Source organism: Pseudoflavonifractor capillosus (assembly GCF_016902575.1).
In the GTDB taxonomy this organism is placed as follows: domain Bacteria; phylum Bacillota; class Clostridia; order Oscillospirales; family Oscillospiraceae; genus Enterenecus; species Enterenecus capillosus_A.
In genome coordinates this window covers 19,839-46,147 of sequence record NZ_JACSNZ010000006.1, presented here as the reverse complement: position 1 = coordinate 46,147, position 26,309 = coordinate 19,839, and the positions used below count along the sequence as shown (strand labels likewise).

Genomic DNA, 26,309 nt, shown 5'->3' with positions numbered 1-26,309 from the left:
GCATAAGCATAGACCCAAGGAGGTAATCGCATGGAGGAAGAACAGAAAAGACGTCCCCGCCTACCCGGCTGGGCGAAAATACTCATCGCTGTGGCTCTCACTTTACTGGTGACGGTGGGAGGCACTCTGTTGCTGCTGGGGCGCAGCGGCCTCACCCTGATGCAGGGCTATTTGCTGGCCAAGTTTGCCTTTGTGGAGACGGACGCGGATTTGAACAAAGCGGTGGATCAGGCTTTGGCGGGTATGGTGGAAGGGCTGGGAGATCGCTGGTCCTACTACCTGGACCCAGAGAGCTATCAGTCCACGTTGGAGAATCGGGCCAACAACTATGTGGGCGTGGGCGTGACCATCAACTATGAGCGAGAGGAAGGACTTCTGGTTTTGGAGGTGGTGGAGGGCGGCCCCGCCCACAAGGCCGGTGTGGTAGCCGGGGATGTCATCACCCATGTGGATGGGACATCGGTAGCCGGTGAGGCACGGTATCAGGCCTCAGATCTGATTGCCGGGGAAGAGGGCAGCCAGGTGCAGCTGACCCTTCTGGGGGAAGACGGCACCAGCCGCACGGTAACCTGTACCCGACAGACGCTGAAAAGTGAATCAGCCAGCAGCAAGCTGCTGGACGACGGAGTGGGCTACGTGCGCCTGGACAACTTCTATTCCGGTTCCGCTGACTCTCTGCGTGAGCAGGTGGAGCGCATGATGGAGCAGGGGGCTACCAGCCTGGTGCTGGACGTGCGCAGCAATCCCGGCGGCTATATCACCGAGCTCATCGACATTCTGGACTACATGCTCCCCCAAGGGCCTGTGTTTGTGGAACGGCCTCGGTGGGGCAGTGAGACTGTGTATGAGTCTGACGAGGCATGTGTGGACCTGCCCATGGTGGTGCTGGTGGATGCCAACAGCTACTCGGCTGCCGAGCTCTTTGCCGCCCAGCTGCGGGAGAGTGCCCAGGTTCCCATCGTGGGAGAGGTGACCTCCGGTAAGGGGTACGCCCAGCTCACCTTCCCGCTGCTGAACGGCGGCGGCCTGGGGCTGTCTGTGTCGGCCTACTGCACCGGCAGCGGTCATTCCCTCATCGGGGAGGGGATCACCCCGGATGTGGAACTGGCACTGGACACCACAGACGGGACAGACAACCAGCTGCAAGCGGCGTTGGATCTGCTGAAGAAATAAAAAATGGCCATCGGCGTACTTGCCGATGGCCATTTTTTCGTTGATCCTTATGCGTTGCGCAGGAAAATGATACCCAGGGTGTTGGGGCCGCAGTGGCTGGAGATGGTACAGCCTGCGGTGGCCTCGTAGATATCCTGGAAGCCGTAGCCCACCAGGGCGGCCCGGACGGACTCCACCACAGCCTGGTCACAGCGGGTGTGGACCAGGAACACCCGGTCATGGTTGATGTCAGTACGGTCTGCCACCCGCTCCTTGACGTAATCCAGAAGCACCTTATCCCAGTTGCCCCGGTACTTCTTGGCCACCCCCATCTTGCCGTCTGCCACTTGGATGCAGGGTTTGAGCTTAAGCAGGTTGGCGCCCAGGGCCACCACAGCAGAGCAGCGGCCGCCCTTGGCCAGGTAGTCCAGCTTGTCCACCACAAAGGTGGTGTCCACCCGGTGGGTGAGGCTCTCCAGATAGGACACGATATCCCCAGCCTTCTCGCCCCGGGCAGCGGCCAGAGCGGCCTCCAGCACCACAAAGCCGTGGCCGCAGGAGAGGTTGCGGGAGTCCACCACAAACACGTTGTCAAATTCGCCAGCGGCAATGACAGCATTTTGGTGGCAGGAAGAGAAGTCCTGACTGATGTTGATGTGGATGACCGCCTCATGCTGGGCAGACAGGGCAGAGAAGATCTCGGTGTAGTCGGCGATGTTGATGGCGGCGGTGGTGGGGAGATTGCCGCCGGCGGCCACGTGGTCGAAAATCTGCCCGGGAACAATGTCTACCCCGTCCCGGCGCACCTGGCCGTCCAGATTGATGTAGAGGGGGATGACTGTGATCTGATATTTCTCCAACAGGGCCTGGGGCAAATCGCAGGTGCTGTCAGAGGTAATTTTGATTGACATAGAGAGTCCTCCGTCATCATAGATATAGTTCTTGGAATGCTTCAAATATTTTAACATTTTTTCCTGAGAAAATCAATGCTGGTTTTTGGAAGTGAGTGGTGAAATGGGGCCGGTGGGACGATTGATATGGCGAGAAGAGGGGGGGCGGGGGAGCACGGAATTGGCCTATTACGGTGGGCTGCCTGTGCTTACCGCCACGGTGTATGCGCCGCCTAAGATGGGGAGGTGGCGCAAGGCTCGACGGATGCGAAAAACGGTCCAGGCCTTTGCCCGGGCAGGGGTACGGCAGGTGATCTGGGCGGAGAACTGTCCCTGGCAGAGCAGGGAGGTGGGCTTTACCCCTGTGGAGGTTGAGGAGTTGTACCAGGCCCAGGCAGACCGTCTGGCTCTGGCCGGGTTGGAGGAGTTGGGGGTGCCCCCAGGGGAGGGACGGGTGGCTCTGGTGGGGTCACGGCTGAGCATACCCCTTCAGCGGGCAGCCCAGCGGCTGTGCCCTCAGGTGAAGGGGCTGCTTCTCCAGGTGCCGGGGCAGGGAGAGGACTACGCCCGGTGGCTTTACGGACAATACGGCCTTCCTATGGCTCCGGCTGGGGCTGGGGCGGATGTGACGGTGGCCTTTTCACCCGGCGGGCCCCGATGGGGACGAAGCCTGGAGGTGTACGGAAGATGTGAGCTGGACGGCCTGCGTCTGTCTGCCCCGCAGCTGGAGCTGCCCCCGGACATAGAGCAGCCCCTGTTGGCGGTGTTGTGGGAGCGTGGAGCGCTCACCGGGGCGGATCTGACGGTGGCGGCGTGGCAGAGCGGACTTGACACCCCACCCAGGCCGTGGTAATATACTGGGGTAAGTGAATATCGCTGGGAACGCATTTGAGTAGCACAGGTGAAATCCATCAGAGAGGCACTGTCACCGGCTGAAAGCAGGGCTGGGAGGAATCTTGTGTGAAGTGCAAGCGGGAGCGAGGGGGATGCAGATGCCCTCCGGCTGGGCCACGTGACGGCCCTTGAGTGACAAACGAGAGTGGAACCGCGAGTATATCGCCTCTCATACCATGTGGGTATGAGAGGCGTTTTCTGTTATCGGGATGCGCCATGAGAGGAGGAATCGCTGTGACCCGATTGGGAGAGACGTTACGGGCCTACCAGGCCAGAGACCCGGCGGCCAGAAGCAGGCTGGAGATTTTTTTGCTCTATCCCGGTGTGCACGCCGTGCTGTATCACCGCCTGGCCCATTTTCTCTATGTACACCATTTGAAATTCCTGGCTCGGTTTGTGTCTCAGTGGAGCCGGTTCTGGACGGGCATTGAGATCCACCCCGGGGCCAAGCTGGGCCGCCGCCTGGTCATCGACCACGGCATGGGCATTGTCATCGGCGAGACTGCCGAGGTGGGAGACGACTGCTTGATCTATCACGGGGTCACCCTGGGCGGCACCGGCAAGGACTGCGGGAAACGCCACCCCACCATTGGCAACAATGTCATGATCTCCTGCGGGGCCAAAGTCCTCGGCCCCTTCCGGGTGGGAGACGGCTCCCGCATTGCCGCCAACGCCGTGGTGCTCACCGAGATCCCTGACCACGCCACCGCCGTGGGTGTTCCTGCCCAGGTGGTGCGGGTGCGTGGCCAGAAGGTGAATTTTGCCGACGAGGTGGATCAGACCAGCGTCAACAACCCCACCCTGGAAAAGTTGGGGGTCTTGGCAGCCCGTGTGGAGCTGCTGGAAAAACAGGTAAACCAGATGAAAAAGGAGAATTAACTATGTATCTATACAATTCCGCCACCCGCAAGAAGGATGAATTTCAGACCCATACCCCAGGCCGTGTGGAGATGTACACCTGCGGCCCTACCGTGTACCATTTTGCCCACATCGGCAACCTGCGCTCCTATATCATGGAGGACGTGCTGGAGAAGTACCTGCGCTGGGAGGGGTACGATGTCAACCGTGTGATGAACATCACCGACGTGGGGCACCTGGCCTCCGATGCGGACACCGGCGAGGATAAGATGCTCAAGGGTGCCAAGCGGGAGCACAAGACGGTGATGGAGATCGCTCAGTTCTACACCGATGCCTTCTTTGAGGACTGCCGCAAGCTGAACATCAAGACCCCCGACGTGGTGCAGCCTGCCACCGGCCTCATTGACGAGTTCATCCACATGGTGGAGACCCTGATGGAAAAGGGCTATGCCTATTTTGCCGGGGGCAACGTGTATTTTGATACCTCCAAGCTGGAGCACTACCACGTCTTCCACGACCACGACGAGGAGGATCTGGCCGTGGGCGTCCGGGAGGGCGTGGAAGAGGACGTGAACAAGCGCAACAAAAATGACTTTGTGCTGTGGTTTACCAAGTCCAAGTTCGAGGACCAGGCCCTGAAATGGGACTCCCCCTGGGGCGTTGGCTACCCTGGCTGGCACATTGAGTGCTCCGGTATCTCTGCCAAGTACAACGGCGAGTACCTGGACCTGCACTGCGGCGGCGTGGACAACGCCTTCCCCCACCATACCAACGAGATCGCCCAGTCTGAGGCCTACTTCGGCCATCCCTGGTGCAAGCAGTGGTTCCACGTGGCCCACCTGAACACCAACTCCGGCAAGATGTCCAAGAGCAAGGGAGAATTTCTCACCGTCTCCCTGCTGGAGGAAAAGGGGTATGACCCTCTGGCCTACCGCTTCTTCTGCCTGCAAAGCCACTACCGCAAGGGCCTGGTGTTCTCCTGGGACAACCTGGACAACGCCGCCACCGCCTATCAGAAGCTGGTGAAGAAGATTGCCGCCCTGAAGCCCGAGGACGGTGAGGTGGATGCCGCCGTGGTGGAGGAGTATCGCACCAAGTTCAAAAACCAGGTGGGCAACGATTTGAACACCTCCATGGCGGTGACCTGCCTGTATGACGCTTTGAAGGCCAAGACCAACGATGCCACCCGTCTGGCCATTTTGAACGACTTTGACCAGGTGCTCTCCCTGTCCCTGCTGGACAAGGCCAATGAGCTGCGGAAAGCCCAGCAAGCCCAGGCCAAGCAGGCCGCAGCAGGTGAGTTTACCATCCAGGGCGAGGGCGACCCCGCCGTTGACGCCCTGGTCAAAGCCCGGGCGGAGGCCAAGAAAGCCAAGAACTTTGCCGAGGCCGACCGCATCCGGGATGAGCTGAAGGCCCAGGGCATTGAGGTCACCGATATGCCCAACGGGGCCAGCTGGAGACGAATTTGAAGCAAGAGGAGGGGCGGGGCGTGAGTCAGACCCAACAAGAATCTCATAACCACCTGGAGGGCACCGTTTCCGCCATTCTCTTCCGCAACGAGGAAAACGGCTACACCGTGCTGCGCCTGGACAGTCCAGACCGGGGTGAGGTTACCGCAGTGGGGTGTATGCCCGGGGTGGCCCCTGGAGAGACGCTGGAGCTGGAGGGCAGCTGGGGCCGCCATGCCAGCTACGGGGAACAGTTCAAGGCTGAGGCCATCTACCGGCGCATGCCGGTGGGGGAGAAGGCCATCTATGAATACCTGGCCTCAGGGGCGGTGAAGGGCATCCGCATGGGGCTGGCCCGTCAGATCGTGGACAAATTCGGGGCGGATGCCCTGGAGATCATTGAGCACGCTCCGGAGGAGCTGGCCCAGATTCGAGGGGTGAGCCTCAAGCGGGCCCGCACCATCAGTGAGGGGTTCCGGGCCCAGATGGGAATGCGCAACCTGGCGGAATTTCTCACCCAGCACCAGCTGCCTCTGGCCGCTGCCATGCCCCTTTACCAGCGGTTTGGAGATCTGGCGGTGGAGATGGTGAGCAACAACCCCTATCTTCTGGCCGACCGTGGGCTGGACATCCCCTTTTCCAAGGTGGATGCTCTGGCCATTGAATTGGGGGTGGCGGGAGATGACCCCCAGCGGGTGGAGACCGCCCTCCTCTTTGAGTTGGAGCACAACGCCGACAATGGCCATGTCTTTCTCCCCCAGGGCAAGCTGCTGGACGCCACTGCGGCCCTCATTGGGGTGGAGGGAGAGTGCCTGGAAGTTGGGCTGGAATCCCTCATCCAGCGTGGCGAGGTGGTGCGGGAGAGCATTGCCGGAGTCACAGCCTGCTATCTGGCAGGGCTGTACGGAGCGGAGAACTATGTGGCCATGCGCCTGAGCGAGATGTGCACCATGGAGCTTACCCCGCCCCATAACCTGGATCGGCTGCTGGAGGACATCCAGCGCAGACAGGGTATCACCTACGCCCAGCAGCAGCGGGACGCTGTGGAGCTGGCCGCTCGCCGCCAGGTGATGCTCCTCACTGGCGGCCCGGGCACGGGCAAGACCACCTCCCTGCGGGGGGTGCTGGCCCTCTTTGACCACCTGGGGCTGGAGACCGCCCTGGCCGCTCCCACCGGGCGGGCCGCCAAGCGCATGAGTGAGACCTGTGGTCAGGAGGCCTACACCATCCACCGCCTGCTGGAGACCAAGATGGATCCCTACACCGGACAGCTGGCCTTTACCAAGAACCAGGACGACCCCCTGGGGGTGGATGCCGTCATCGTGGACGAGACCTCTATGGTGGATATCTCCCTGATGGCGGCGCTGCTGGCCGCTCTGCGAGGGGACTGCCGCCTGGTGCTGGTGGGAGACCCGGACCAGCTGCCCTCGGTGGGGCCGGGCAACGTATTGGATCACCTGCTGCGCAGCCATGTGGTGCCGGGGGTGTCTCTCACCGAGATTTTCCGTCAGGCCCAGGAGAGCGCCATTGTCATGAACGCCCACGGGGTCAACCAGGGAGTTATGCCCGACCTTTCCAACCATAGCCGGGACTTCTTCTGCATGAAGCGGGGGGATGCCGTGCGCACCGTGGATACCATTGTGGAACTGTGCCAGCGGCGACTGCCCCAGAACATGGGCATTGCCCCCAGCCAGATTCAGGTGCTGTCCCCCACACGCCGCCGGGAGGCGGGCACCGCCGCCCTCAACCGGGCTTTGCAGGAGGCCCTCAACCCCGCCCAGGAGGGGAAGGGGGAGCGGGCTTTCGGCCCCTATATCTTCCGGGAGGGAGATCGGGTGATGCAGGTGAAGAACAACTACGATCTCTTTTGGGAGAACCCGGAGACAGGGGAGAAGGATCTGGGGGTGTTCAACGGGGACATCGGGGAAATTCTTCAAGTAGATGCCGGGGGCGTCACCGTTTCCTTTGATGGCCGCCTGGTGGCCTATCCCCCGGAGCTGCTGGGGGAGCTGGAGCCAGCCTATGCGGTCACAGTACATAAGTCCCAGGGCAGCGAGTATCGGGCGGTGATTTTGGCCCTCCAGGATGTGCCCTCCACGTTGTTGGCCCGAGGCGTATTGTACACCGCCATCACTCGGGCCAAAGAGCTGTTTATTTTGGTGGGCAGCCCGGAGCTTCTGGAGAAGATGGTGGCCAACGACCGCCAGACCCGGCGGTATTCCGCCCTGCGCACCCGTCTTATCCAGGGAACAGAAGCATGATTGAGGCCCCACGGCTATTGCCGTGGGGCCTTGTTTGTTTATTGGATGGTGCAGGTGATGTCACCGCTGACGGTGGTGAGGTTGCAGGAGCCGCCAGAGAAATTAGATGGGACGTCCACATCCCCGCTGACGGTTTGGGTGGAGAAGGTCTTGCCCGTGCACAGGGAGGCGGATATATCCCCGCTGACGGTGTTGATAACCAGTGATTGGGCATCACAGCCGTTCAGACGCACATCTCCGCTGACGTTTTCTACACGGCAGGAGTTAGCAACTACGACTTGGGAAAGACGCACATCTGCGCTGGTGGATTGGATTTGTAGGGTCTGGGGTGTCCATCCTGTGATGTCTACATCCCCACTGATCGTCTCCATGGTGGCTTCCCCAGAAACGGCGGAAGCGCATTGAAGAGTGCCGCTGGTGGTGGAGATGGTTGCATCTACGAAGGAAAAGTCTTGGGGCAGTGATACGTTTCCAGTGACCGTTTTCAACTTCAAAGTTCCATAGGTCTGTTGGGGGAGGTACACCACCAGCTCCTCGGGCTCTAGATCAATGCCCACATGGTGATACCAAGCGGTGTCGTCCTGCTCTGTAATGGTCAAGGTGCCTTGCTCCACAGAGATGGAGTAAGAGAGGTTAGGACTCTCCGGGCAGTCTACCCGGCAGGTGTCGCCGTGGGAGGAGACAAAACGGACATCGCAGTCGGACACATCCACGGAAATGTGGGTGAAGGACTCGGATACGGTGTGGTTGACCACCTGGGTTTCCTGGGTATTGAAACGGGTCAAGTCAAATTTCATGGCAACCAGAGCACCCAGGCAGAGGACAAAGCCCATGGCGATGGCCAGCAGAGATACCCAAATGAGAATGGTGCGGATGGGTTTCATAGGGTGTCCTCCTTTCGCACAAAACGGAACTTTACAGCTAATAGAGCCTGTTTGCTTAGCTGGAGAATCCAGGAAGATATCTTTGTGAAGGCGAAGAACAATAGCACGGACAGACCGGCGCACATCAGCCCCGCACCGATGAGAAAAATCCGGGGCAACACGTCACCGGAAGGAACGTAGAGAAACGAGCCAAAGATACCAGCCACGGCACATAGCACGAGAGAGAGGTCCACGGCGTATAGAGAGATGATGCAGGCCCAGAGCGTAGCATAACAGGCCAAAATCACCAGGACCCCGGCAAACAGAAGAGGCACCCACATCGGAGACCCCAGCACCAACAACACAATTTCCCATGCTTTCAGTGGCCGTTTGGGCTTTACTTTGGCATGGACCAGCTTGGGAAGCGGTGTCTCGGAGAGAATTTGGGTCACGATGTTATGTACAGAGCCCACATCGGCCACGGCCTCAGGCTCTGTCATGCCTTCTTCCATCCGGTCGTCAATGATTTCCGAGTAAAAGTCCAGCCAATGCTGCACGTCTGCCTCAGGCAACCCAGTTAAACCCGCACGAAGGGCAGCGAGAAATTCCTTCTTATTCATGCTCCTCTCCCTCTCTTGCTATAAAGTGATAGATAGATACGATTTCTTCCCACTCAGCCTTGAAATCCTCGATGCGCTGAAGCCCTGTGGGGGTGATGTGGTAATACTTGCGCAGCCTTCCATTGTGCTCCGCCGTGCGTACCGTGAGCAGCTGGGAACTTTCCAGGCGGCGAAGAATGGGGTACAGGGTGGACTCAGAGATCTCCACATAGGGCTTCATATCTTTGATGATCTGATAGCCGTAGGAATCTTCGTTTTTGATGGCCGCCAGTACACATACGTCCAGCAACCCTCGCTTTAACTGAATATCCATGAGATACCTCCCTTCACACAATACTATGCCACACATAGTATTGTGTGTCAAGAGAGAAGTGGAGGAAACCGTGAAAATTGGGAATTATTGAATCTTGCCATTTTTCCTCCAATCTGCTATGATACAAAGTCGAGACAGAAAGGAGGGGAATGGTATGCAGGCACAGATGATGGCGTTTATGTGCTGGGCGTATCATTTTCATCTTCCCATATGAGGCAATTACCCTTTGTTTGGGTGATTGCCTTTTCTTCTGTGAATCACAAGAGAAAAGGAGAGAATCACGTGAACAACAACCAAGCTCCCATCCAAGATGCCCGCACCTTGGGTTGGCCCAAAATGCTCATTTTGGGCCTGCAGCATATGTTCGCCATGTTCGGTGCTACTGTGCTGGTGCCCATGCTGGTGAGCAACTCCTATGGACTGCCCCTGTCCATTCAGACCACCCTGTTTTTCGCCGGTATCGGCACTCTGTTCTTCCACCTGTGTACCAAACTGAAGGTGCCCGCCTTCCTGGGCTCCTCCTTCGCCTTCCTGGGCGGTTTCCAGGCGGTGAGCGAGCTGACTGCCGGCAAGTATGCCGACATGGCCGCCGCTGAGAAGCTCCAGTACGCCCTGGGCGGCGTGGTGGTGGCCGGCCTGCTGTATGTGGTACTGGCCGCCATCATCAAGCTGGTGGGTGTGCAGAAGGTCATGCGCTTCCTGCCCCCTGTGGTTACCGGCCCCATCATCATCCTCATCGGTCTGAACCTGGCCCCCTCTGCGGTGTCCAACGCCTCCACCTGCTGGTGGCTGGCCATTGTGGCCATGGCTATCATCGTGGTGTCCAACATCTGGGGTAAGGGCATGATTAAGATCATCCCCATCCTCCTGGGTGTGGTGGGTTCCTACATCGTGGCTGTGATCGCCAACGCCTTTGGTGCCACCGCTCTGGATGCCGCTGGCAATGTGATCCCCCTCATCGACTACTCCGGTGTGGCCGCCTCCAAGGTGGTGGGCCTCCAGCCCTTTGTCATCGCCAAGTTTGACCTGACCTCTATCTTCGTCATGGCCCCCATCGCCATCGCTGCCATGATGGAGCACATCGGCGACATGTCCGCCATTTCTGCCACCGTGGGCAAGAACTTCATCTCGGATCCCGGTCTGCACCGCACCCTCATCGGTGACGGTATCGCCACCTCTCTCTCCGGCCTGTTCGGCGGCCCCGCCAACACCACCTACGGTGAGAACACCGGCGTGCTGGTGCTCTCCCGGGTCCACGATCCCCGTGTGGTGCGCCTGGCTGCCATCTACGCCGTGGTGCTGTCCTTCAGCCCCGCCTTTGCCGCTGTGGTCAACTCCATCCCCACCGCCATCATCGGCGGCGTGTCCTTCATCCTCTACGGTATGATCTCCGCCATCGGCGTGCGTAACGTGGTGGAGAACCGGGTGGACTTCACCAACTCCCGCAACCTCATCATTGCCGCTGTCATTCTGGTGTGTGGTCTGGGCTTTACCGGCGGTGTGACCTTCGCCATCGGTGAGGTGCACATCACCCTCACCAATCTGGCTCTGGCCGCCATTGCGGGCATTGCCCTCAATGCCATCCTCCCCGGCAAGGATTACACCTTCGGTGCCGACGTCACCGAGGGCCGTGCCGGCGACTTTGGCCGTTACTAAGCCCTGTCAAAATCCCCTGCCACGTTTGAAATGTGGCAGGGGATTTTTCATTGACAAGACTCTATCCTTTTAGTATGATAAAGCGTATGAGATCTGCGGTCTCGTTCAAAGGGGAGCGTGCGCCGCATAAAAGGAGAGAAGACCATGAAAAAGCCGTTCCTCACCCTGGCCCAGGCCAAGGAAATTCGTGAGACCTACCCCACCCCGTTCCACATCTATGACCAGGCGGGGATTGAAGAAAACGCCCAGAAGCTGTACCGGGCCTTTTCCTGGAATCCCGGCTTTAAGGAATACTTTGCCGTGAAGGCAACCCCCACCCCCGGCATTTTGAAGCTGCTCCACGCCCAGGGGTGCGGCGTGGACTGCTCCTCCCTCACCGAGCTGATGATGGCTGAGCGCTGCGGGTTTGCGGGGCATGAGATCATGTTCTCCTCCAACGAGACCCCAGCTGAGGAGTTCCGCTATGCCCACAAGCTGGGTGCCATCATCAATCTGGACGATCTGACCCATGTGGACTTCCTCTACGACACCTTGGGCTGTGTTCCTGAGACCATTTCCTGCCGCTACAATCCCGGCGGTACCTTCACCCTGGGGGAGAGCAAGGAGGGATTCCAGGTCATGGACAAGCCCGGGGATGCCAAGTACGGTATGACGAAGGAACAGATGAAAGAGGCTTTCACCCGCCTCCGTGAGATGGGAGCCAAGAACTTTGGCATCCACGCCTTCCTGGCCTCCAACACCCTGTCCAACGACTACTATCCCGCCCTGGCCCGGGTACTCTTTGAGCTGGCGGTGGAGCTGCAACAGGAGACTGGCTGCCACATCACTTTCCTCAACCTGTCCGGCGGCGTGGGCGTGCCCTACCGCCCCGAGCAGCCCGCCAATGACATTGCCGTCATTGGTGAGGGGGTGCGGCGTGCCTATGAGGAGATCTTGGTGCCTGCGGGCATGGGGGACATCTCCCTGTGCACCGAGCTGGGCCGCTTCATGCTGGCCCCCTACGGCCACCTGGTCACCACGGCAGTGCACGAAAAGCACATCTACAAGGAGTACATTGGGGTGGACGCCTGTGCTGCCAACCTGATGCGCCCAGCCATCTACGGGGCCTATCACCACATCACGGTGCTGGGCAAGGAGGACGCCCCCTGCGACCATGTCTACGACGTGGTAGGCTCCCTGTGCGAAAACAGCGACAAGTTTGCCATTGACCGCAATTTGCCCCAGATCGACAAGGGCGACATCCTGGTCATCCACGACACCGGGGCCCACGGCTTTGCCATGGGGTATCAGTACAACGGCAAGCTGCGCTCGGCGGAATTGCTTCTCAAGCCCGATGGCTCGGTGGAGCTGATGCGCCGGGCGGAGACCCCCGACGACTACTTTGCAACCCTGATTTGGTGAGAAAAACTTCCCGTCCGGCAATTCAACCGCCGGACGGGAAGTTTTTAGTCTTTTTTCATACGCTGGAGAATGGCTGCCTCCACCTTGTCCCCATACCGCATGGCAAGGAGGAACACCGACAACCCCGCAATCCCCATGAGAGCCATGGCCCAGGGGGGGATGGTAAGGGCAGAGCTGCCTACGGCGCAGGCCACCAGCAGGCCCCAGGGCCGGGCTACCAGGCAGAGGATAAGAAAGCGTTTCCAGCTCAAATCGGTGAGTCCTGCCAGAATACACAGCAGATCGTCGGGAAAGAAGGGGAAGAGAAAGGCCAGAAAGAGAAAGGTGTCCCGCTTGCGTTCAATGACTTCCAGGTACTTTCCGGACACCTTTTCCCCCACGAACTGGTGGACGAACTTCTGGCCCAGCACCCGGGCCAGGAGAAACACCATCACCGAACCCAGCACCACAGCACCCCAGGTGAGAAGAAAGGCGGGGAGAAACCCGAACATCACAGAGCCCACCAGGGCGGTAATGTTGCTGGGGATGGGGGCGATGATCACAGACACCAGCTGAATGGCAAAGTACATCAGGTGAGACCAGGGGGAAAAGCTGGCAATGTAGGCCTCCATGGCCTCCTTGGAGTGGAGGGTCTGGAAAAAGCCGGTGGTATACAGGGCGTAGAGACAGCCCCCCAGCAACGCCATGGTGAAAAGCCACAACAGGGCTTGTTTCAAGCGTGGATTCACGTCGCTACCTCCTTGGTGAAGATAGGAACAGTGTATCAGAATGTCGAAGAAATGGAAAGGTGAGAAGGGATTATACTTTTATTAAGAAATGGATAAGACCTGGTATCCGGCCCCTTCCACGGCAGCCTTGAGGGTATCGGGGGATACCTGGCCAGTGACGACGGCGGTGCCGCTTTCCAGATCTACCTGGGCGGATACCCCAGGAATGGCGTTCAAGGCCTGGGTGACGTGGTTGACGCAGTGGGGGCACATCATGCCCTGGATGTGGATGGTTTGAGTCATGGTATTGTCTTCTCCTTTCAATTCACAGCATGTGTGGTTGCATACGATGGGGGCATTGGACTTGGTGGGGCGGAAGCGGCGCAGCCGCAGAGCGTTGCTCACCACACACACCGAGCTTAGGCTCATGGCTGCCGAGGCCAGCATGGGGGAGAGCTGGAGGTGGAACAGGGGATAGAACACTCCGGCGGCCACAGGAATGCAGATGGCGTTGTACAGGAAGGCCCAGAACAGATTTTCTTTGATGTTGCGCAGGGTGGAGCGGGACAGACGCACGGCGGTGACCGCATCCAGCAGATCGCTTTTCATCAGTACCAGGTCGGCGGAATCCAAGGCGATGTCCGAGCCTGCCCCAATGGCAATGCCCACCTCTGCCCGGGCCAGAGCGGGGGCATCGTTGATGCCGTCTCCCACCATGGCCACCTGGTGTCCCTGGGCCTGGAGAGCCGCCACATGTCCCTCCTTTTCGGTGGGCAGCACCTGGGCAATGACGTTTTCTATGCCCAGCTCCGAGGCAATGGCCTGGGCTACCACCGGGTGGTCGCCGGTGAGCATCACCACCTCCAGCCCCAGCTTGCGCAGTTCGGCCACCGCCTGGGCGCTGGTGGGCTTCACGGTGTCTGCCACCCCGATCACCCCTAGCAGAGTAGAGCTCTGGGCGAAGTACAGGGGGGTGTGGCCCTTTTCCGTAAGGGCTTGGGTGCGGGAGGACACAGGGGATAGGTCTACCCCGGCTTCCTCCATCATGGCACTATTGCCAGCCAGGAAGGGGAGACCCTGGAGAGTTCCCGTGACTCCCTTGCCGTGGACAGCTTGGAAGTCCACCACCTCCTGGAGCGTCAGGTTTTGCGCCTGGGCATGGGCCACAATGGCCTGGCCCAGAGGGTGCTGAGAGGGGTGCTCCAGGCTGGCGGCAATGGTCAGCAGCTGCTCCTGGGTAAGCCGCCCCAAGGGGAATACCTCTGTGACCTGGGGCTTGCCCTGGGTGAGGGTGCCGGTTTTGTCCAGCACCACACAGGTCACTTTGCCCAGCTGCTCCAGGGCCTGGGCGGACTTGATGAGAATGCCGTTTTGGGCCCCCACTCCCGTACCCACCATGATGGCCACAGGGGTGGCCAGACCTAAGGCGCAGGGGCAGGAAATCACCAGCACAGCCACGGCGGAGGTGAGGGCTTGTTCCACCGGATGGCCGCTCAAGAGCCAAAGCAGGGCGGTGAGCAGGGCAATGCCCATGACCGCGGGGACGAAGATGCCCGCCACACGGTCCGCCAGCCGGGAGATGGGGGCTTTGGAGGAGGCGGCCTCTTCCACCAGAGCGATCATCTGAGACAGGGTGGTGTCCTGGCCCACCTGGGTGGCCCGGACAGTGAGCATGCCTGCGCCATTGAGACAGCCGGACATCACCCGGTCGCCTTCTCCCTTGTCCACAGGAATGGACTCCCCGGTGAGGGGGGACTCGTCCACGCTGGACACGCCCTGCACCACCACCCCGTCCACGGGAAGGGAAGAGCCGGGACGGATAAGGAGCAGATCCCCCACCTGTACCTCCTGGGTGGGGATGGTCACCTCCTGGCCGTCTCGCAGCACAGTGGCAGTTTTGGGGCTTAAATCCATGAGCCGGGCAATGGCCTGGCCCGTCTTGCCTTTGGAGCGGGCCTCCAGGTACTTACCCAGAGTGATGAGGGTGACGATCATGGCCGCTGACTCAAAGTACAGATCCATGGCGTACCGCTCCACCAGGGCGGTGTTCCCGTGGCCCAGCCCCCAGCCGATGGCGTACAGAGCCACCACGCCGTATAGAACAGCGGCGGAGCTGCCTACGGCAATGAGAGAGTCCATGTTGGGGGAACGGTTCCAAAGGGAGCGGAAGCCGTTGACAAAATAGCTGCGGTTGATGATGAGAGGGGGCAGGGTGAGCAAAAAGAGGGTGAGAGCGTACACCATGGCATTTTTCGTGCCGTGGAAGACGTGGGGGATGGGCCAGCCCATCATATGCCCCATGGACAGATAGAACAGGGGGAGGAGAAAGACCAGGGAGGAGACAAAGCGCACCTTCAGATGCTTTTGCGCATCTCCCTGGGGAGTGGGTGCAGGGGCAGCTTTCTCCCCCATTACCGTGGCCCCATATCCGGCCTTGGACACCGCCTGACAGATTTGTTCCGGGGTGAGAGGGTTCTGGTAGGTCACCGACATGGAGTTGCCCAGCAGGTTGACCTGTACATCTTCCACCCCTTCCAGTCCCTTCACTGCCTTTTCCACATGGGCGGAACAGGCGGCACAGGTCATGCCGGTGACGGAAAAGCGTTGCTTCATGGCGAGACCTCCGTTACAGTAGCTTGCCCAGGGCGGCCACCAGTTCATCCACCTTTTCTGCCCGCTCCTGGGGGGTGTCCGCCTGCTCCACGCAGTGCTTGAGGTGGGCGGTGAGTACCTCCTTGTTGGCCCGTCGCACCAGGGCATCCACGGCTAAAAGCTGCTGGGAGATATCCATACAGTATCGGTTTTCCTCAATCATGGTTAAAATCCCGTCGATTTGGCCCCGGGCAGTTTTCAACAGTCGTGTGACAGTTTTGGCATCGGCCATCATGACACATTCCTCCTTATTTTTTCAATAACACCCCCCTGGGGGGTAGAGTTATCCTAGCATAAAAGTAGGAGAAAGTCAAGAAAAAACGGCGCTGCAAAAAGGGAACCCTTTTGCAGCGCCGACTGATCTCAGCCCTCCAACTTGCTCTGGGCCTTGGCCAGGAACTTCTCAGGCTTAATGATGAACCGCTCATGGGTGCCGGAGCCGATCTCGCCCCGCTCATCATAGGCGTGTACTTCGAAGGTGATCTTCTTGCCCTCCACGGCGGTGACTACGCTCTCTGCCCACACCTTCATTCCCACGGGGGTGGCGGCAGAGTGGGCCACATTGAGGTGGGTGCCCACAGAACCTTCCTCCTCACTGAGGTGTGGGAGCAGGGAGGTATAGGCGGCGTTTTCCATCAGGGCAATCATATAGGGGGTGGCGAACACAGGCACCAGGCCGGAGCCGATGGACATGGCGGTGTTCTCCTGGGTGACAACAGTTTCAGCACGGCCCTTCAGGCCAACTTCAATGGACATGGGGGGTTCCTCCTTTGTAGTGTCTGGACACAGTGTAACCGATTTTCATTTCCTTGGCAAGAGAAAAGAGCGGCGCCCGCAGGCGCCGCTCCAATCAGGCCGAATTAAAGTCCCAGCTGAATCCAGAGGTCGTTGTACAGAGTGCGGGTGGCCTCGGGGAGCACCACGTAGTTCTCACACTTTTTAAGAACTTCAGTGGAGGGAGCCATAATGTTGTACAGCTCCATGTCCAGCTCCTCGCCGTAGGTCTCCTTGTAGTACTCGGGGTACTTCTCCAGGGCCTCGGTATTGGGAGAGGCGTACCAGATGTAGTCCATGTTGGCCAGAGAAGCCTCGGTGGAGGCCAGGAAGTTGATCCACTCCTCGGCTTCGGACACGTTCTGGGCGCTCTTCAGGATGCACCAGGCATCCACGAACCAGTTGGCGCCCTCCTCGGGCAGCACATAGGCCAGGTCGGGGTTGTTCTCGTACATGGTCAGGTAGTCACCAGCGTAGTAGGTGGCAATGGCGGCGTTGCCCTGCTCCATCTTGTTGAACACCTCGTCCATGACCTTACCCTGGAAGATACCACGCTTGGTGGCGTCGGCAATGAGGTCGTAAGCCTGACGAATCTCGTCCTCATTGGTGGTGTTCACGGAGTAGCCCAGGTAAATGAGGGCGTTGCCGAAGGCGTCACGGGAGTTGTTGATGAGCAGCACGTTGCCCTTGTTGGCATCGTCGTACATGGAAGACCAGCTGGTGATCTCGCCGTCCACCATGGTCTTGTTGTAGATGATACCCAGGGTGCCCCAGGTGTAGGGGACAGTGTACTTGTTCTCCGGGTCAAAGGCCAGACCCTTGAACTCGTCGCCGATCTTCTCATAGTTGGGAATGTTGTCGTAGTTCAGCTCCTGGAGCATGTTCTCTTCAATGAGCTGGGAAATCATATAGTCGGAGGGGCAGATGACATCGTAGGTGGCACCGCCGGTTTTCAGCAGGGAGTACAGAGACTCGTTGCTCTCAGCAGTCTGGTAGTTGACATCGATGCCGGTCTTCTTCTCAAATTCGGCAATCAGGTTCTCGTCGATATACTCGCCCCAGTTACACACGTTGAGCACTCGCTTACCGTCTGCAGAGTTATTGTTGCCGGAAGTGCCGCTGTCGTCCATGCGCTCCACCGTACAGGCAGTGAGACAGAATGCGGCGGCCATGGTGCAGGCCAGGGTCAAAGCAGTGAGTTTTTTCAATTGATCATTCCTCCAAACAATAATATATATGCTCATGCCCCATGGGGCAGTGAGTCCCTCAATAAACCCGCTTGGCAGCGGCTTTTTCCGCCCGGACCTCCCGGACGTTGACGATGATGAGCAGCGCCAGCACCACCGCAAAGAGGATGGTGGACACGGCGTTGATCTCCGGTGTCACACCCTTTTTGGTCATGGAGTAGATCTGCATGGCCAGAGTGGAGGTGGCGCTGCCGGCGGTGAAGTAGGAGATGACGAAGTCATCCACACTCATGGTAAAGGCAATGAGTGCGCCGGAGACGATGCCAGGCATGATCTCGGGCAGAATCACCTTAAAGAAGGCTTGCCACCAGGTGCAGCCCAGATCCTGGGCGGCATCCACCAGGTTTTTGTCCATTTGCCGCAGCTTGGGCGCTACGGAGAGGATCACATAGGGAATGTTGAAGGTGATGTGGGCAATGAGCAGGGTGCCAAAGCCCAGAGACAGCTGGGGGAAGGTGATGCGGTAGGTGGAACCAAAGAGGTTGACCAGGAAGCGGTAGTTGGAGGCAAAGTAGTTCCACCCACTCAGCACCGCTACAAAGAACAGACACATGGCCACGCCGGTGACGATGTCAGCGTTCATCATGGGGATGTTGTTGACGGTGAGCAGAGGCTCCCGGAACTTCCGGCGCATGGAGTACAGTCCAATGGCGCTGAAGGTACCTACCACCGTGGCAATGATGGTGGCCAGGACAGACACCAACAGGGTGTTGTATACGCTCTTGATAATCAGTTGGTTTTGGAACAGCTTGGCATACCAGCGCAGAGAAAAGCCCTTCCAAATGACGCTGGAGTCTGCGGCGTTAAAGGAGTAGAAGATCAGCAGCAGAATGGGGGCGTAGAGGAAGAAGAAAATGAGGCCGATAAAGATGCGGTTGCCCAGGCTGTTTTTCTTATTCAAACTCATAACATCACCGCCTGTTCTTCGCCATCACCAAAGCGATTCATGATCCACATACAGGCCACTACAATGACCATCATCACCAGAGCGATGGCAGAGCCCAGGTGAGGGTTGTAAGCACCACCCAGGAACTGCTGCTCGATGAGGTCGCCCAGCAGCATCTGGATGCCGCCGCCCAACAGACGGGAGATGGCGAAGGTGGACACCGAGGGGACAAACACCATGGTCACCCCGGAGAGAATGCCAGGCAGGGACAGGGGGAGGATCACCTTGCGGAACACCGTGGCGGTGTCAGCGCCCAGATCCTGGGCGGCTTCCAGCAGGGTGTTGTCCATCTTAATGAGGGTGGAGTAAATAGGTAGTACCATGAAGGGCAGGTAGTTGTACACCATGCCCACCACCACGGCCCCCTGGGTACCGATCATCTTGAAGTAATGAATATCGGTGCCAAAGACGTTGTTGATGAGATCAAACAGGCCGATGGCGGCAAAAAACTGATTGATGAGACCGTTGTTCTCCATGATGGACATCATGGAGTAAGTGCGCAGCAGGAAGTTGACCCACATGGGCAGCATAATCAGCAGCATGGCCACCCGCTGGAAGCCCTTGCCCTCTTTGGCCATGGCGTAGGACAGGGGATAGCCGATGAGCAGGCATACCAGGGTGGCAATGATGGCCAACTTAAAGGAGCGGGTGAAAATGACTGTAAACAAGCCCATCCGGGTGAAGTTATCCCCGGTGATGGAGAAGTCGGCGGTGGTGAAGGCGTAGATCACCACCATGATGATGGGGGCCACCACAAACAGAGCCATCCAGCCCACATAGGGGATGGCCAGGAGGGAACGCTTATTCTTCATGCCCGTTCTCCTCCTCCTCGGGCTCATAGTCCGCATCACCGATCTCCTCGTACTCCTCAGAGTAGGAGGAGTAGTCACCGAACATACCGGAATACTCGCTCTTTTTCATCACGTGGATGGCGTCGGGATCCAGGTGAATGCCGATGACAGAACCCACGGGATGGAAGTCGGTAGTCTGGATCAGCCACTTAAAGCCATAGAAGTCCACAATGGTGTCGTAATGGACACCTTTGAAGGTGACAGAGGTGACGGTGCCCTTGAGTTGGCCCTGGTTTTCCGCCACGATGTCCACGTCCTCGGGGCGAATGACCACGTCCACAGGCTCGTCCTTGTCAAAGCCCTTGTCCAAGCAGGGGAACTTCCGGTTGAAGATTTCCACCACCTCGTCGGCCCGCATAATGCCGTCAAGGATGTTGGACTCGCCGATAAAGTCGGCCACAAAGGCGTTTTTAGGCTCGTTGTAAATGTCCTCAGGAGTGCCGATCTGCTGGATGCGTCCGCCGTCCATGACCACCACGGTGTCGCTCATGGCCAGGGCTTCCTCCTGGTCGTGGGTGACGTAGATAAAGGTGATGCCCATCTCCTGCTGGATGCGCTTCAACTCGTTTTGCATGTCCTTGCGCAGGCGCATGTCCAAAGCACCCAGAGGCTCATCCAACAGCAGCACCTTGGGCTGGTTGACAAGGGCACGGGCAATGGCAACACGCTGCTGCTGACCACCGGAGAGGGCGGAGATGGAGCGCTTTTCAAAGCCCTTGAGGTTGACGATCTCCAGCATCTCCATGACTCGCTCATGGATCTCCTTTTCCGGGATCTTCACCTTCTTGGCGGTGGACTTGCCATTCACCACATTGGTGACAGTTTTGCCCAGACGCAGGCCAAAAGCCACATTTTCATACACATTCAGGTGGGGGAACAGGGCGTATTTCTGAAATACGGTGTTCACCTCCCGCTTGTGGGGCGGGACATGATTAATCCTCACGCCGTCAAACAAAACGTCCCCGGAGGTAGGCGAAAGAAACCCGCCGATGATTCGAAGCGTGGTCGTCTTGCCGCACCCACTGGGACCCAGCAGCGTGAGGAACTCTTTATCGTTGATATACAGGTTGATGTGGTCCAGCACCACGCCATCGTCGTAGGCCATGACGCAGTCTTTCAGGCGGATCAATTCCTTGGACATTTGTCCTCCCTCATTTCTATGGTTGTTTTCTAAAATGTCAGCTCCCTCGATTTTTGTCCCGGCTAGTGCCCTCCAGCGGACAGCCCAAATGAGCCCGGGGTTTCACGGATAGCGAGTAAAACTATATTATGTCGATGGGGAAATGTCAATCATTTTTTTGAAAAATTTTTTCGGTCTCCAGGAAAGGGAAAAGGCCGCCCGTTGGGCGGCCTGAATGAAAGAATACAGCTCAATTCTGGGGGCACCACTGGGCGGCGAATTTGGGAAAATACTGGGGGACAAAGTCGATGTCCTGCACCGTCCATTCCATCCCGTTTAAGTGGGCCAGGCATCCGGCGTCGGTGGTGAAGTCAAAGCGCAGCTTGTAGGAATACAGAGCCTGGTAGCTGCGGCCAAACTGCCGGTTGTCCCGTTCCCGGCCGTATTTGCCATCCCCCAGCAGGGGGTGGCCGGCGGCGGCAAACTGGGCCCGGATCTGGTGGGTGCGCCCGGTGATGAGATCGCACTCCACCAGGGACAGCCCGCCCTCACAGGCCAGGGTATTATATAAGGTAAGGGCGGTCTTGCCGCCGGGAATGGGGTGGTCGTACACCTTCACCTGGGCTTTGTTCTCGTCTTTGAGAATGAAGCCCTTCAGCTCCCCCTTCCGGGGCCGCATTTCGCCCCGAATCACACACAGGTACAGCTTGGTCAGTTCCCGGTCTTTGATCTTCTGGTTCATGATGCGCAGGGACTCGGCGGTCTTGGCGGCGATGACGATGCCGCCGGTGTTGCGGTCAATGCGGTTGCACAGGGCGGGGGCGAAGGAGTTCTCCCAGTAGGGAGACCACTCCTTCTTTTGATAGAGGTAGGCCTGGATGTGGGTGAGCAGGGTGTTCACCCGCTCCTGCTCGTCCGGGTGTACCACCATACCGGGTCTCTTGTTCAAAAGGAGAATGTGCTCATCCTCATAGACGATGTCCAGTTGAGGCTTGAACACGGAGAGAAAGGCGTTTTCCCGATTGGGGGTTTGAAAAAACTCGTCGTTGATATATAATTGCAAGGTGTCCCCCACCGCCAGGCGTACATCCCGCTTGGAGCCCTTGCCGTTGAGCTTCACCCGCTTGAGGCGGATGTACTTCTGAGCCAGCGGGGCGGGGAGGAGGGGGACGGTTTTGGCCAGCCAACGATCCAAACGCTGCCCTGCGTCATTTTTTCCTATGGTAAATTCCTTCAACCGAGATCACTCCTGGATGGTTCAAAATGATTGCCTCCAGTGTACCATGATTTTGGGTGAAAAAAAAGAGCGAAAAAATTGCAGAAACCATTTGACAAGTGGGAGTGTCTTGAGTATAATACCATTTGTGTCGTTATGCGAGGTGTACCGATGAAACTGGATTTGAAGCGAATCGCCCGAGAGCCGGGCAGTACCCTCCCCTTTGCCTTCCAGATGGACTTGAGCCAGCTGGAGTGGAATGGGGAACACCCTGTATCCCAGCCTGTCACTGTGGAAGGCAGCGTGCGGAATATGGCGGGGGTCCTTTTGCTCCAGGCCAACATGGTCACCACCCTGTCCCTCATTTGCGACCGCTGCGCCCAACCCTTCACCAAGGAGAAGTCGGTGGACTTTGAGTCCATGCTGGCTGCGGAATTGGAAGACGAGGAAAATGATGATATCATTTTGCTGGATGGGGATATGCAGCTGGATCTGGAGGAACTGCTGGGTGATGTGTTCCTCCTGAATATGGACACAAAGAATCTCTGCTCTCAAGACTGCAAGGGGCTGTGTCCGGGCTGCGGTGCAGACCTGAACCATGAGCCGTGCCGTTGCAAGAAAGAGATCGATCCCCGTCTGTCCAAGCTGGCCCAGTTGTTGGGTCAGGATGGATGATGTGTAAACATATGTCTGCGGACATTGACCGATAAGGAGGTGTCAAAATGGCCGTCCCTAAGAGTAAAGTATCCAAGCAGCGCAGAAACAAGCGTCGCAGCTCCGTGTGGAAGCTGGAGACTCCCGGTGTCAACACCTGCCCCAAGTGCGGTGCTGTCCGCCTGCCTCACCGCGTCTGCAAGAACTGCATGACCTACAATGGTCGTGAGGTTACTGTCAGCGAGTGATCGCCCGTGATGAAAAAGAGGCTGTTGCAAAGTGCGCTTTGCGACAGCCTCTTTTACGCACTTTTCAGAAAGCCTAGACTGAATTGCCCAATTTTGTCAAGAACTGCTTTTCATGTACTGAGAAGTTTGATATACTAAATTCTGTATGTAAGGAGGGATTTTCATGGCAAGACCTTTGGTGGCCATTGTGGGCCGCCCCAACGTGGGCAAGTCCATGCTGTTCAACAAGCTGACGGGCAAGCGCCTGTCCATTGTGGAGGACACGCCCGGCGTCACCCGTGACCGCCTCTATGCCCAGGCTGAGTGGTTGGGCCGTACCTTCGACCTGGTGGACACCGGTGGTATTGAGCCGGGCACCGACAACGAGATCCTGGCCTTCATGCGCCTCCAGGCGGAGATCGCCATTGAGGCCGCTACCGTGATCATCTTTGTCTGTGACATCCGCACCGGTATGACCGCCGCCGACCAGGAAGTGGCTGGGATGCTCCAGCGCTCCAAGAAGCCGGTGATCCTGGCGGTGAATAAGATGGACTCCACCGGACCCACCAACCCGGACATCTATGAGTTCTATAACCTGGGTCTGGGAGACCCCTATCCCATTTCCGCCGTCCACGGCCACGGTACCGGCGATCTGCTGGACGCCTGCCTGGCCTACTTCCCCCCCGAGGAGGAGGAAGAGGAGGAGGACGATGTGGTAAAGGTGGCCATCATCGGCAAGCCCAACGTGGGCAAGTCCTCTCTGACCAACCGTATTCTGGGTCAGGAGCGTGTGATCGTGTCCAACGTGGCAGGTACCACCCGGGACGCTGTGGACAGCTACTTTGAAAATGAGACGGGGAAATACCTCATCATCGATACCGCCGGTATGCGGAAAAAGTCCAAGGTGGACGACCGCATCGAGAAGTTCTCCGTGCTCCGGGCTACCATGGCCATTGAGCGCAGTGATGTGTGCCTCATCATGATCGATGCCCAGGAGGGCGTCACCGAGCAGGATACCAAGGTGGCCGGCCTGGCCCACGAGGCTGGGAAAGCCTGCATCATCGTGGTCAACAAGTGGGATGCCATCGAAAAGGACGGCAAGACCATGAAGCACATGGAGGACGAGGTGCGCCGGGATCTGTCCTACATGACCTACGCCCCCATTATCTTCATTTCCGCCATGACCGGCCAGCGTGTGGATAAGCTCTTCCAGCTCATTCAGAACGTGGTCAATCAGGCCGCCATGCGCATTCCCACCGGCGTGCTCAACTCGGTGCTGGCAGATGCCCAGACCAGAGTGCAGCCTCCCACGGATAAGGGACGTCGTCTGAAAATCTATTATATGACCCAGATCGGAGTCAAACCCCCTCATTTTGTCATTTTCTGCAACGATGCAAAGCTGTTCCATTTTTCCTATCAGCGGTATATTGAAAACCAAATTCGTGCCACCTTCGGACTGGTGGGCACTCCGGTGCGCATCACCATCCGGCAGAAGGGTGATAAGGAGGAGTAATCCATGCCAGAATATTTGATGGAATCCGTTGGGGGCTGGCTGGCCCTGGCGGGGGTGGGCATTGCGGTGCTGGCCTACTTTTTGGGCTGCTTCAACGGGGCTGTGGTGGTGTCTCGATACATCCTGCGGGACGACGTGCGCAACCACGGCAGCGGCAATGCCGGTCTGACCAACTTTTACCGTACCTTCGGTGGTCCCCTGACTCTGGTGGTCATCCTCTCAGATGCGGTAAAGGCTGTGGTGGCGGTGCTCTTTGCCATGTGGATTGCCGGCTCCATCTCTCCGGAGCTGGTAACACTGGGAAAGTACTGGGCGGGATTGTTCTGCCTGCTGGGGCATATGTTCCCCATCACCTTCCAGTTTCGAGGCGGTAAGGGGATCCTGTCCGGCGGCGCCATTGCGCTGATGATCGACTGGCGAGTGGCCCTGGTGGTGTGGGGTGGATTTCTCATCCTGGCCATTGCCACCAGATATGTATCCCTGGGCTCCTGCTGGGCCGGGGCATCCTTCCCCTTTGCCACCTGGTATGTCTATCAGAATGAGCTTCTCACCGTTCTGTCTGTGATGATCGGCGGTCTGATCCTGTGGAAACATCGGGGCAATATCGTGCGCCTGGCCAACGGCACCGAGTCCAAGTTCACCCGTCATAAAAAACAGGAGCCTTCCCCCGAGACTGAGGAAGGGGAGGAGCTGCAGCCCATAGAGCAGGCAGAGGAAGAAGAGGAGGTCTCCCAGGAAGAGCAGTCTTCTCAGACTCAGCAGGAGTCTGCTGCCCAGGACGAGGAAACCTCCACACAAGAGGAGGACTCTGAGGAAAAATCCCGCCAGACTGAGGAGAATATCCCCCAGGAGGCGGAGGAAGAGCCTGCCACAGAGGAGGAAACTTCCACAGCTGAAGAGACTGCTGAGGAAGCGGACAAGAAGGGGCAGGAGGAACAGGCATGAACATCACAGTGGTGGGCAGCGGTGGCTGGGGCACGGCTCTGGCTCTGGTGCTGCTGAAAAACGGGCACCAAGTGTCTATGTGGTGCCGCAGGGAAGATAAATGCCGCCAGATGCAGGAGAGCCGGGAGAACCCGGTGCTTCCCGGGATCAAGCTGCCCCAGGAGCTGGCGCTGACCTGTGACCTTAACGTCCTGGCCAACAGCCAGGTGGTGGTGCTGGCCACCCCTTCCTTTGCTGTGCGCAGCACCTCCCGGAAAATTGCCCCCTATCTAAAGGAAGGCACGGTGCTGGTGAGCGTGGCCAAGGGCATCGAGAAGGATTCCTGCCTGCTGCTCCATCAAGTCATTGAGGAGGAGATCCCCGGCTGTCCTGTGGTGGTGCTCTCCGGCCCGTCCCACGCCGAAGAAGTGGCCCGTGGGGTGCCCACCGGGGTGGTGGTGGCCTCTGAATCCAAGGAGGCAGCCATGCTGGCCCAGGATCTGTTTATGAATGAGCAGATGCGGCTGTACACCTCTCCGGACATTCTAGGGGTGGAAATTGGGGCTGCCCTGAAAAATGTGGTGGCGCTTTGTACGGGGTGTTGTATGGGCATGGGCTATGGAGATAACACCAAGGCCCTCATCATGACCCGGGCTCTCACCGAAATGGCCCGGCTGGGTGTGGTCATGGGAGCCCACAAGGAGACCTTTGCCGGCCTGTCCGGTCTGGGCGACCTCATCGTCACCTGTACTTCGGTTCACTCCCGTAACTGCCGGGCGGGCATCGCCATCGGCAAGGGGATGCCTGTGGAGGAGGCCGTGGGAGGCAAGGACGGTACCGTGGTGGAGGGCTACTACGCCGCCGCCTCGGCCCGACAGCTGGCCCAAAAGATGGGCGTGGAAATGCCCATTGCAGAGGGCGCCTATCAGGTGCTTTATGAGGGCAAGGACCCCCATGTGATCCTGGCTCAGCTCATGGTGCGGGAACGCCGCTCTGAGCTGGAGCTGGAAGAGATTTGGCTGTAACCGCGAGAAATTGCATCGATACAACGTGCGGAGGGACGCAAAGGTCCCTCCGCACTTCTTTTTTAAGAGCGAATTAAGAAAAATGGTAAAAGTG

Annotated in this window: 25 protein-coding genes; 12 read left to right on the top strand and 13 right to left on the bottom strand. The window is 58.4% G+C overall.

Features of this window, described 5'->3' with window-relative positions; translation table 11 throughout:
* The first annotated feature begins 30 nt into the window (after nt 1–30).
* Nucleotides 31–1,173, top strand: a complete 1,143-nt coding sequence (locus tag H9X86_RS03885; RefSeq protein WP_204900268.1) for a S41 family peptidase — start codon at nt 31–33, stop codon at nt 1,171–1,173.
* A gap of 47 nt (nt 1,174–1,220) precedes the next feature.
* Here the strand turns inward: H9X86_RS03885 and H9X86_RS03880 are convergent, their stop codons facing one another.
* Nucleotides 1,221–2,063, bottom strand: a complete 843-nt coding sequence (locus tag H9X86_RS03880) for a DegV family protein (protein WP_204900267.1) — start codon at nt 2,061–2,063, stop codon at nt 1,221–1,223.
* A gap of 160 nt (nt 2,064–2,223) precedes the next feature.
* Here H9X86_RS03880 and H9X86_RS03875 point away from each other — a divergent pair, with 160 nt between their 5' ends.
* From H9X86_RS03875 to recD2, 4 genes are all read left to right on the top strand, one after another.
* Entirely contained in the window at nt 2,224–2,895 is a 672-nt protein-coding gene (locus H9X86_RS03875; protein WP_204900266.1) for an immunoglobulin domain-containing protein, read from the top strand.
* A gap of 257 nt (nt 2,896–3,152) precedes the next feature.
* A complete protein-coding gene (gene cysE / locus H9X86_RS03870) occupies nt 3,153–3,815 on the top strand; it encodes a serine O-acetyltransferase (RefSeq protein ID WP_204900265.1) in 663 nt (220 codons plus the stop codon).
* Between the two features lie 2 nt (nt 3,816–3,817).
* Nucleotides 3,818–5,266 (top strand): cysteine--tRNA ligase, encoded by a 1,449-nt coding sequence (cysS, locus tag H9X86_RS03865; protein ID WP_204900264.1) that lies wholly within the window; start codon nt 3,818–3,820, stop codon nt 5,264–5,266.
* Between the two features lie 20 nt (nt 5,267–5,286).
* Nucleotides 5,287–7,506: an SF1B family DNA helicase RecD2 gene (gene recD2 / locus H9X86_RS03860; protein ID WP_204900263.1), complete on the top strand. Its 2,220-nt coding sequence runs from the start codon at nt 5,287–5,289 to the stop codon at nt 7,504–7,506.
* A 38-nt stretch (nt 7,507–7,544) separates the two neighbouring features.
* On the opposite strand, the gene H9X86_RS03855 is transcribed toward recD2, so the two are convergent.
* The 3 genes from H9X86_RS03855 to H9X86_RS03845 are packed head-to-tail and all read right to left on the bottom strand — an operon-like array spanning nt 7,545 to nt 9,302.
* The gene (locus tag H9X86_RS03855) at nt 7,545–8,390 is read right to left on the bottom strand and encodes a DUF4097 family beta strand repeat-containing protein (protein WP_204900262.1); all 846 of its coding nucleotides are present in this window, start codon (nt 8,388–8,390) and stop codon (nt 7,545–7,547) included.
* Nucleotides 8,387–8,989 carry a DUF1700 domain-containing protein gene (locus H9X86_RS03850; protein ID WP_204900261.1) on the bottom strand — a complete coding sequence of 201 codons (603 nt, stop codon included), beginning with the start codon at nt 8,987–8,989 and terminating at the stop codon, nt 8,387–8,389. The genes H9X86_RS03855 and H9X86_RS03850 overlap by 4 nt, the downstream gene beginning before the upstream one ends.
* Nucleotides 8,982–9,302 (bottom strand): PadR family transcriptional regulator, encoded by a 321-nt coding sequence (locus H9X86_RS03845; protein WP_204900260.1) that lies wholly within the window; start codon nt 9,300–9,302, stop codon nt 8,982–8,984. The genes H9X86_RS03850 and H9X86_RS03845 overlap by 8 nt, the downstream gene beginning before the upstream one ends.
* A gap of 336 nt (nt 9,303–9,638) precedes the next feature.
* On the opposite strand from H9X86_RS03845, the gene H9X86_RS03840 reads away from it, so the two are divergent.
* Together H9X86_RS03840 and H9X86_RS03835 are read left to right on the top strand one after the other, a co-directional pair.
* Nucleotides 9,639–10,958, top strand: coding sequence for a uracil-xanthine permease family protein (locus H9X86_RS03840; protein ID WP_243416823.1), 1,320 nt, complete (start codon nt 9,639–9,641; stop codon nt 10,956–10,958).
* Nucleotides 10,959–11,102: 144 nt separating this feature from the next.
* Nucleotides 11,103–12,359 (top strand): diaminopimelate decarboxylase, encoded by a 1,257-nt coding sequence (locus tag H9X86_RS03835; protein ID WP_204900258.1) that lies wholly within the window; start codon nt 11,103–11,105, stop codon nt 12,357–12,359.
* Between the two features lie 44 nt (nt 12,360–12,403).
* On the opposite strand, the gene H9X86_RS03830 is transcribed toward H9X86_RS03835, so the two are convergent.
* The 9 genes from H9X86_RS03830 to H9X86_RS03790 form a co-directional block, all read right to left on the bottom strand.
* Nucleotides 12,404–13,087, bottom strand: coding sequence for a TVP38/TMEM64 family protein (locus tag H9X86_RS03830; protein WP_346011432.1), 684 nt, complete (start codon nt 13,085–13,087; stop codon nt 12,404–12,406).
* Nucleotides 13,088–13,168: 81 nt separating this feature from the next.
* Entirely contained in the window at nt 13,169–15,679 is a 2,511-nt protein-coding gene (locus H9X86_RS03825) for a heavy metal translocating P-type ATPase (RefSeq protein ID WP_204900257.1), read from the bottom strand.
* A gap of 13 nt (nt 15,680–15,692) precedes the next feature.
* The gene (locus tag H9X86_RS03820) at nt 15,693–15,953 is read right to left on the bottom strand and encodes a metal-sensing transcriptional repressor (RefSeq protein WP_204900256.1); all 261 of its coding nucleotides are present in this window, start codon (nt 15,951–15,953) and stop codon (nt 15,693–15,695) included.
* A gap of 128 nt (nt 15,954–16,081) precedes the next feature.
* Complete coding sequence (locus H9X86_RS03815) at nt 16,082–16,474, bottom strand: thioesterase family protein (RefSeq protein WP_204900255.1); 393 nt, start codon at nt 16,472–16,474, stop codon at nt 16,082–16,084.
* Between the two features lie 104 nt (nt 16,475–16,578).
* A complete protein-coding gene (locus H9X86_RS03810) occupies nt 16,579–17,700 on the bottom strand; it encodes an ABC transporter substrate-binding protein (RefSeq protein WP_204900254.1) in 1,122 nt (373 codons plus the stop codon).
* 58 nt (nt 17,701–17,758) lie between these two features.
* Nucleotides 17,759–18,646 carry an ABC transporter permease gene (locus tag H9X86_RS03805; RefSeq protein WP_204900253.1) on the bottom strand — a complete coding sequence of 296 codons (888 nt, stop codon included), beginning with the start codon at nt 18,644–18,646 and terminating at the stop codon, nt 17,759–17,761.
* Complete coding sequence (locus H9X86_RS03800; RefSeq protein ID WP_204900252.1) at nt 18,643–19,497, bottom strand: ABC transporter permease; 855 nt, start codon at nt 19,495–19,497, stop codon at nt 18,643–18,645. Before H9X86_RS03800 ends, H9X86_RS03805 begins: the two co-directional genes overlap by 4 nt.
* A complete protein-coding gene (locus H9X86_RS03795) occupies nt 19,487–20,677 on the bottom strand; it encodes an ABC transporter ATP-binding protein (protein WP_204900251.1) in 1,191 nt (396 codons plus the stop codon). Before H9X86_RS03795 ends, H9X86_RS03800 begins: the two co-directional genes overlap by 11 nt.
* Nucleotides 20,678–20,906: 229 nt before the next feature.
* Nucleotides 20,907–21,893, bottom strand: a complete 987-nt coding sequence (locus tag H9X86_RS03790; RefSeq protein WP_204900250.1) for an RluA family pseudouridine synthase — start codon at nt 21,891–21,893, stop codon at nt 20,907–20,909.
* 150 nt (nt 21,894–22,043) lie between these two features.
* Here H9X86_RS03790 and H9X86_RS03785 point away from each other — a divergent pair, with 150 nt between their 5' ends.
* From H9X86_RS03785 to H9X86_RS03765, 5 genes are all read left to right on the top strand, one after another.
* Entirely contained in the window at nt 22,044–22,547 is a 504-nt protein-coding gene (locus H9X86_RS03785) for a YceD family protein (protein ID WP_204900249.1), read from the top strand.
* A 47-nt stretch (nt 22,548–22,594) separates the two neighbouring features.
* Nucleotides 22,595–22,774, top strand: a complete 180-nt coding sequence (gene rpmF / locus H9X86_RS03780) for a 50S ribosomal protein L32 (protein WP_087228973.1) — start codon at nt 22,595–22,597, stop codon at nt 22,772–22,774.
* 163 nt (nt 22,775–22,937) lie between these two features.
* Complete coding sequence (der, locus tag H9X86_RS03775; RefSeq protein ID WP_204900248.1) at nt 22,938–24,266, top strand: ribosome biogenesis GTPase Der; 1,329 nt, start codon at nt 22,938–22,940, stop codon at nt 24,264–24,266.
* 3 nt (nt 24,267–24,269) lie between these two features.
* Nucleotides 24,270–25,211, top strand: coding sequence for a glycerol-3-phosphate acyltransferase (locus H9X86_RS03770; RefSeq protein ID WP_243416821.1), 942 nt, complete (start codon nt 24,270–24,272; stop codon nt 25,209–25,211).
* On the top strand, nt 25,208–26,215 hold the full coding sequence (locus H9X86_RS03765; RefSeq protein WP_204900247.1) for an NAD(P)H-dependent glycerol-3-phosphate dehydrogenase: 1,008 nt from the start codon (nt 25,208–25,210) through the stop codon (nt 26,213–26,215). Before H9X86_RS03770 ends, H9X86_RS03765 begins: the two co-directional genes overlap by 4 nt.
* Nucleotides 26,216–26,309: the final 94 nt, after the last annotated feature.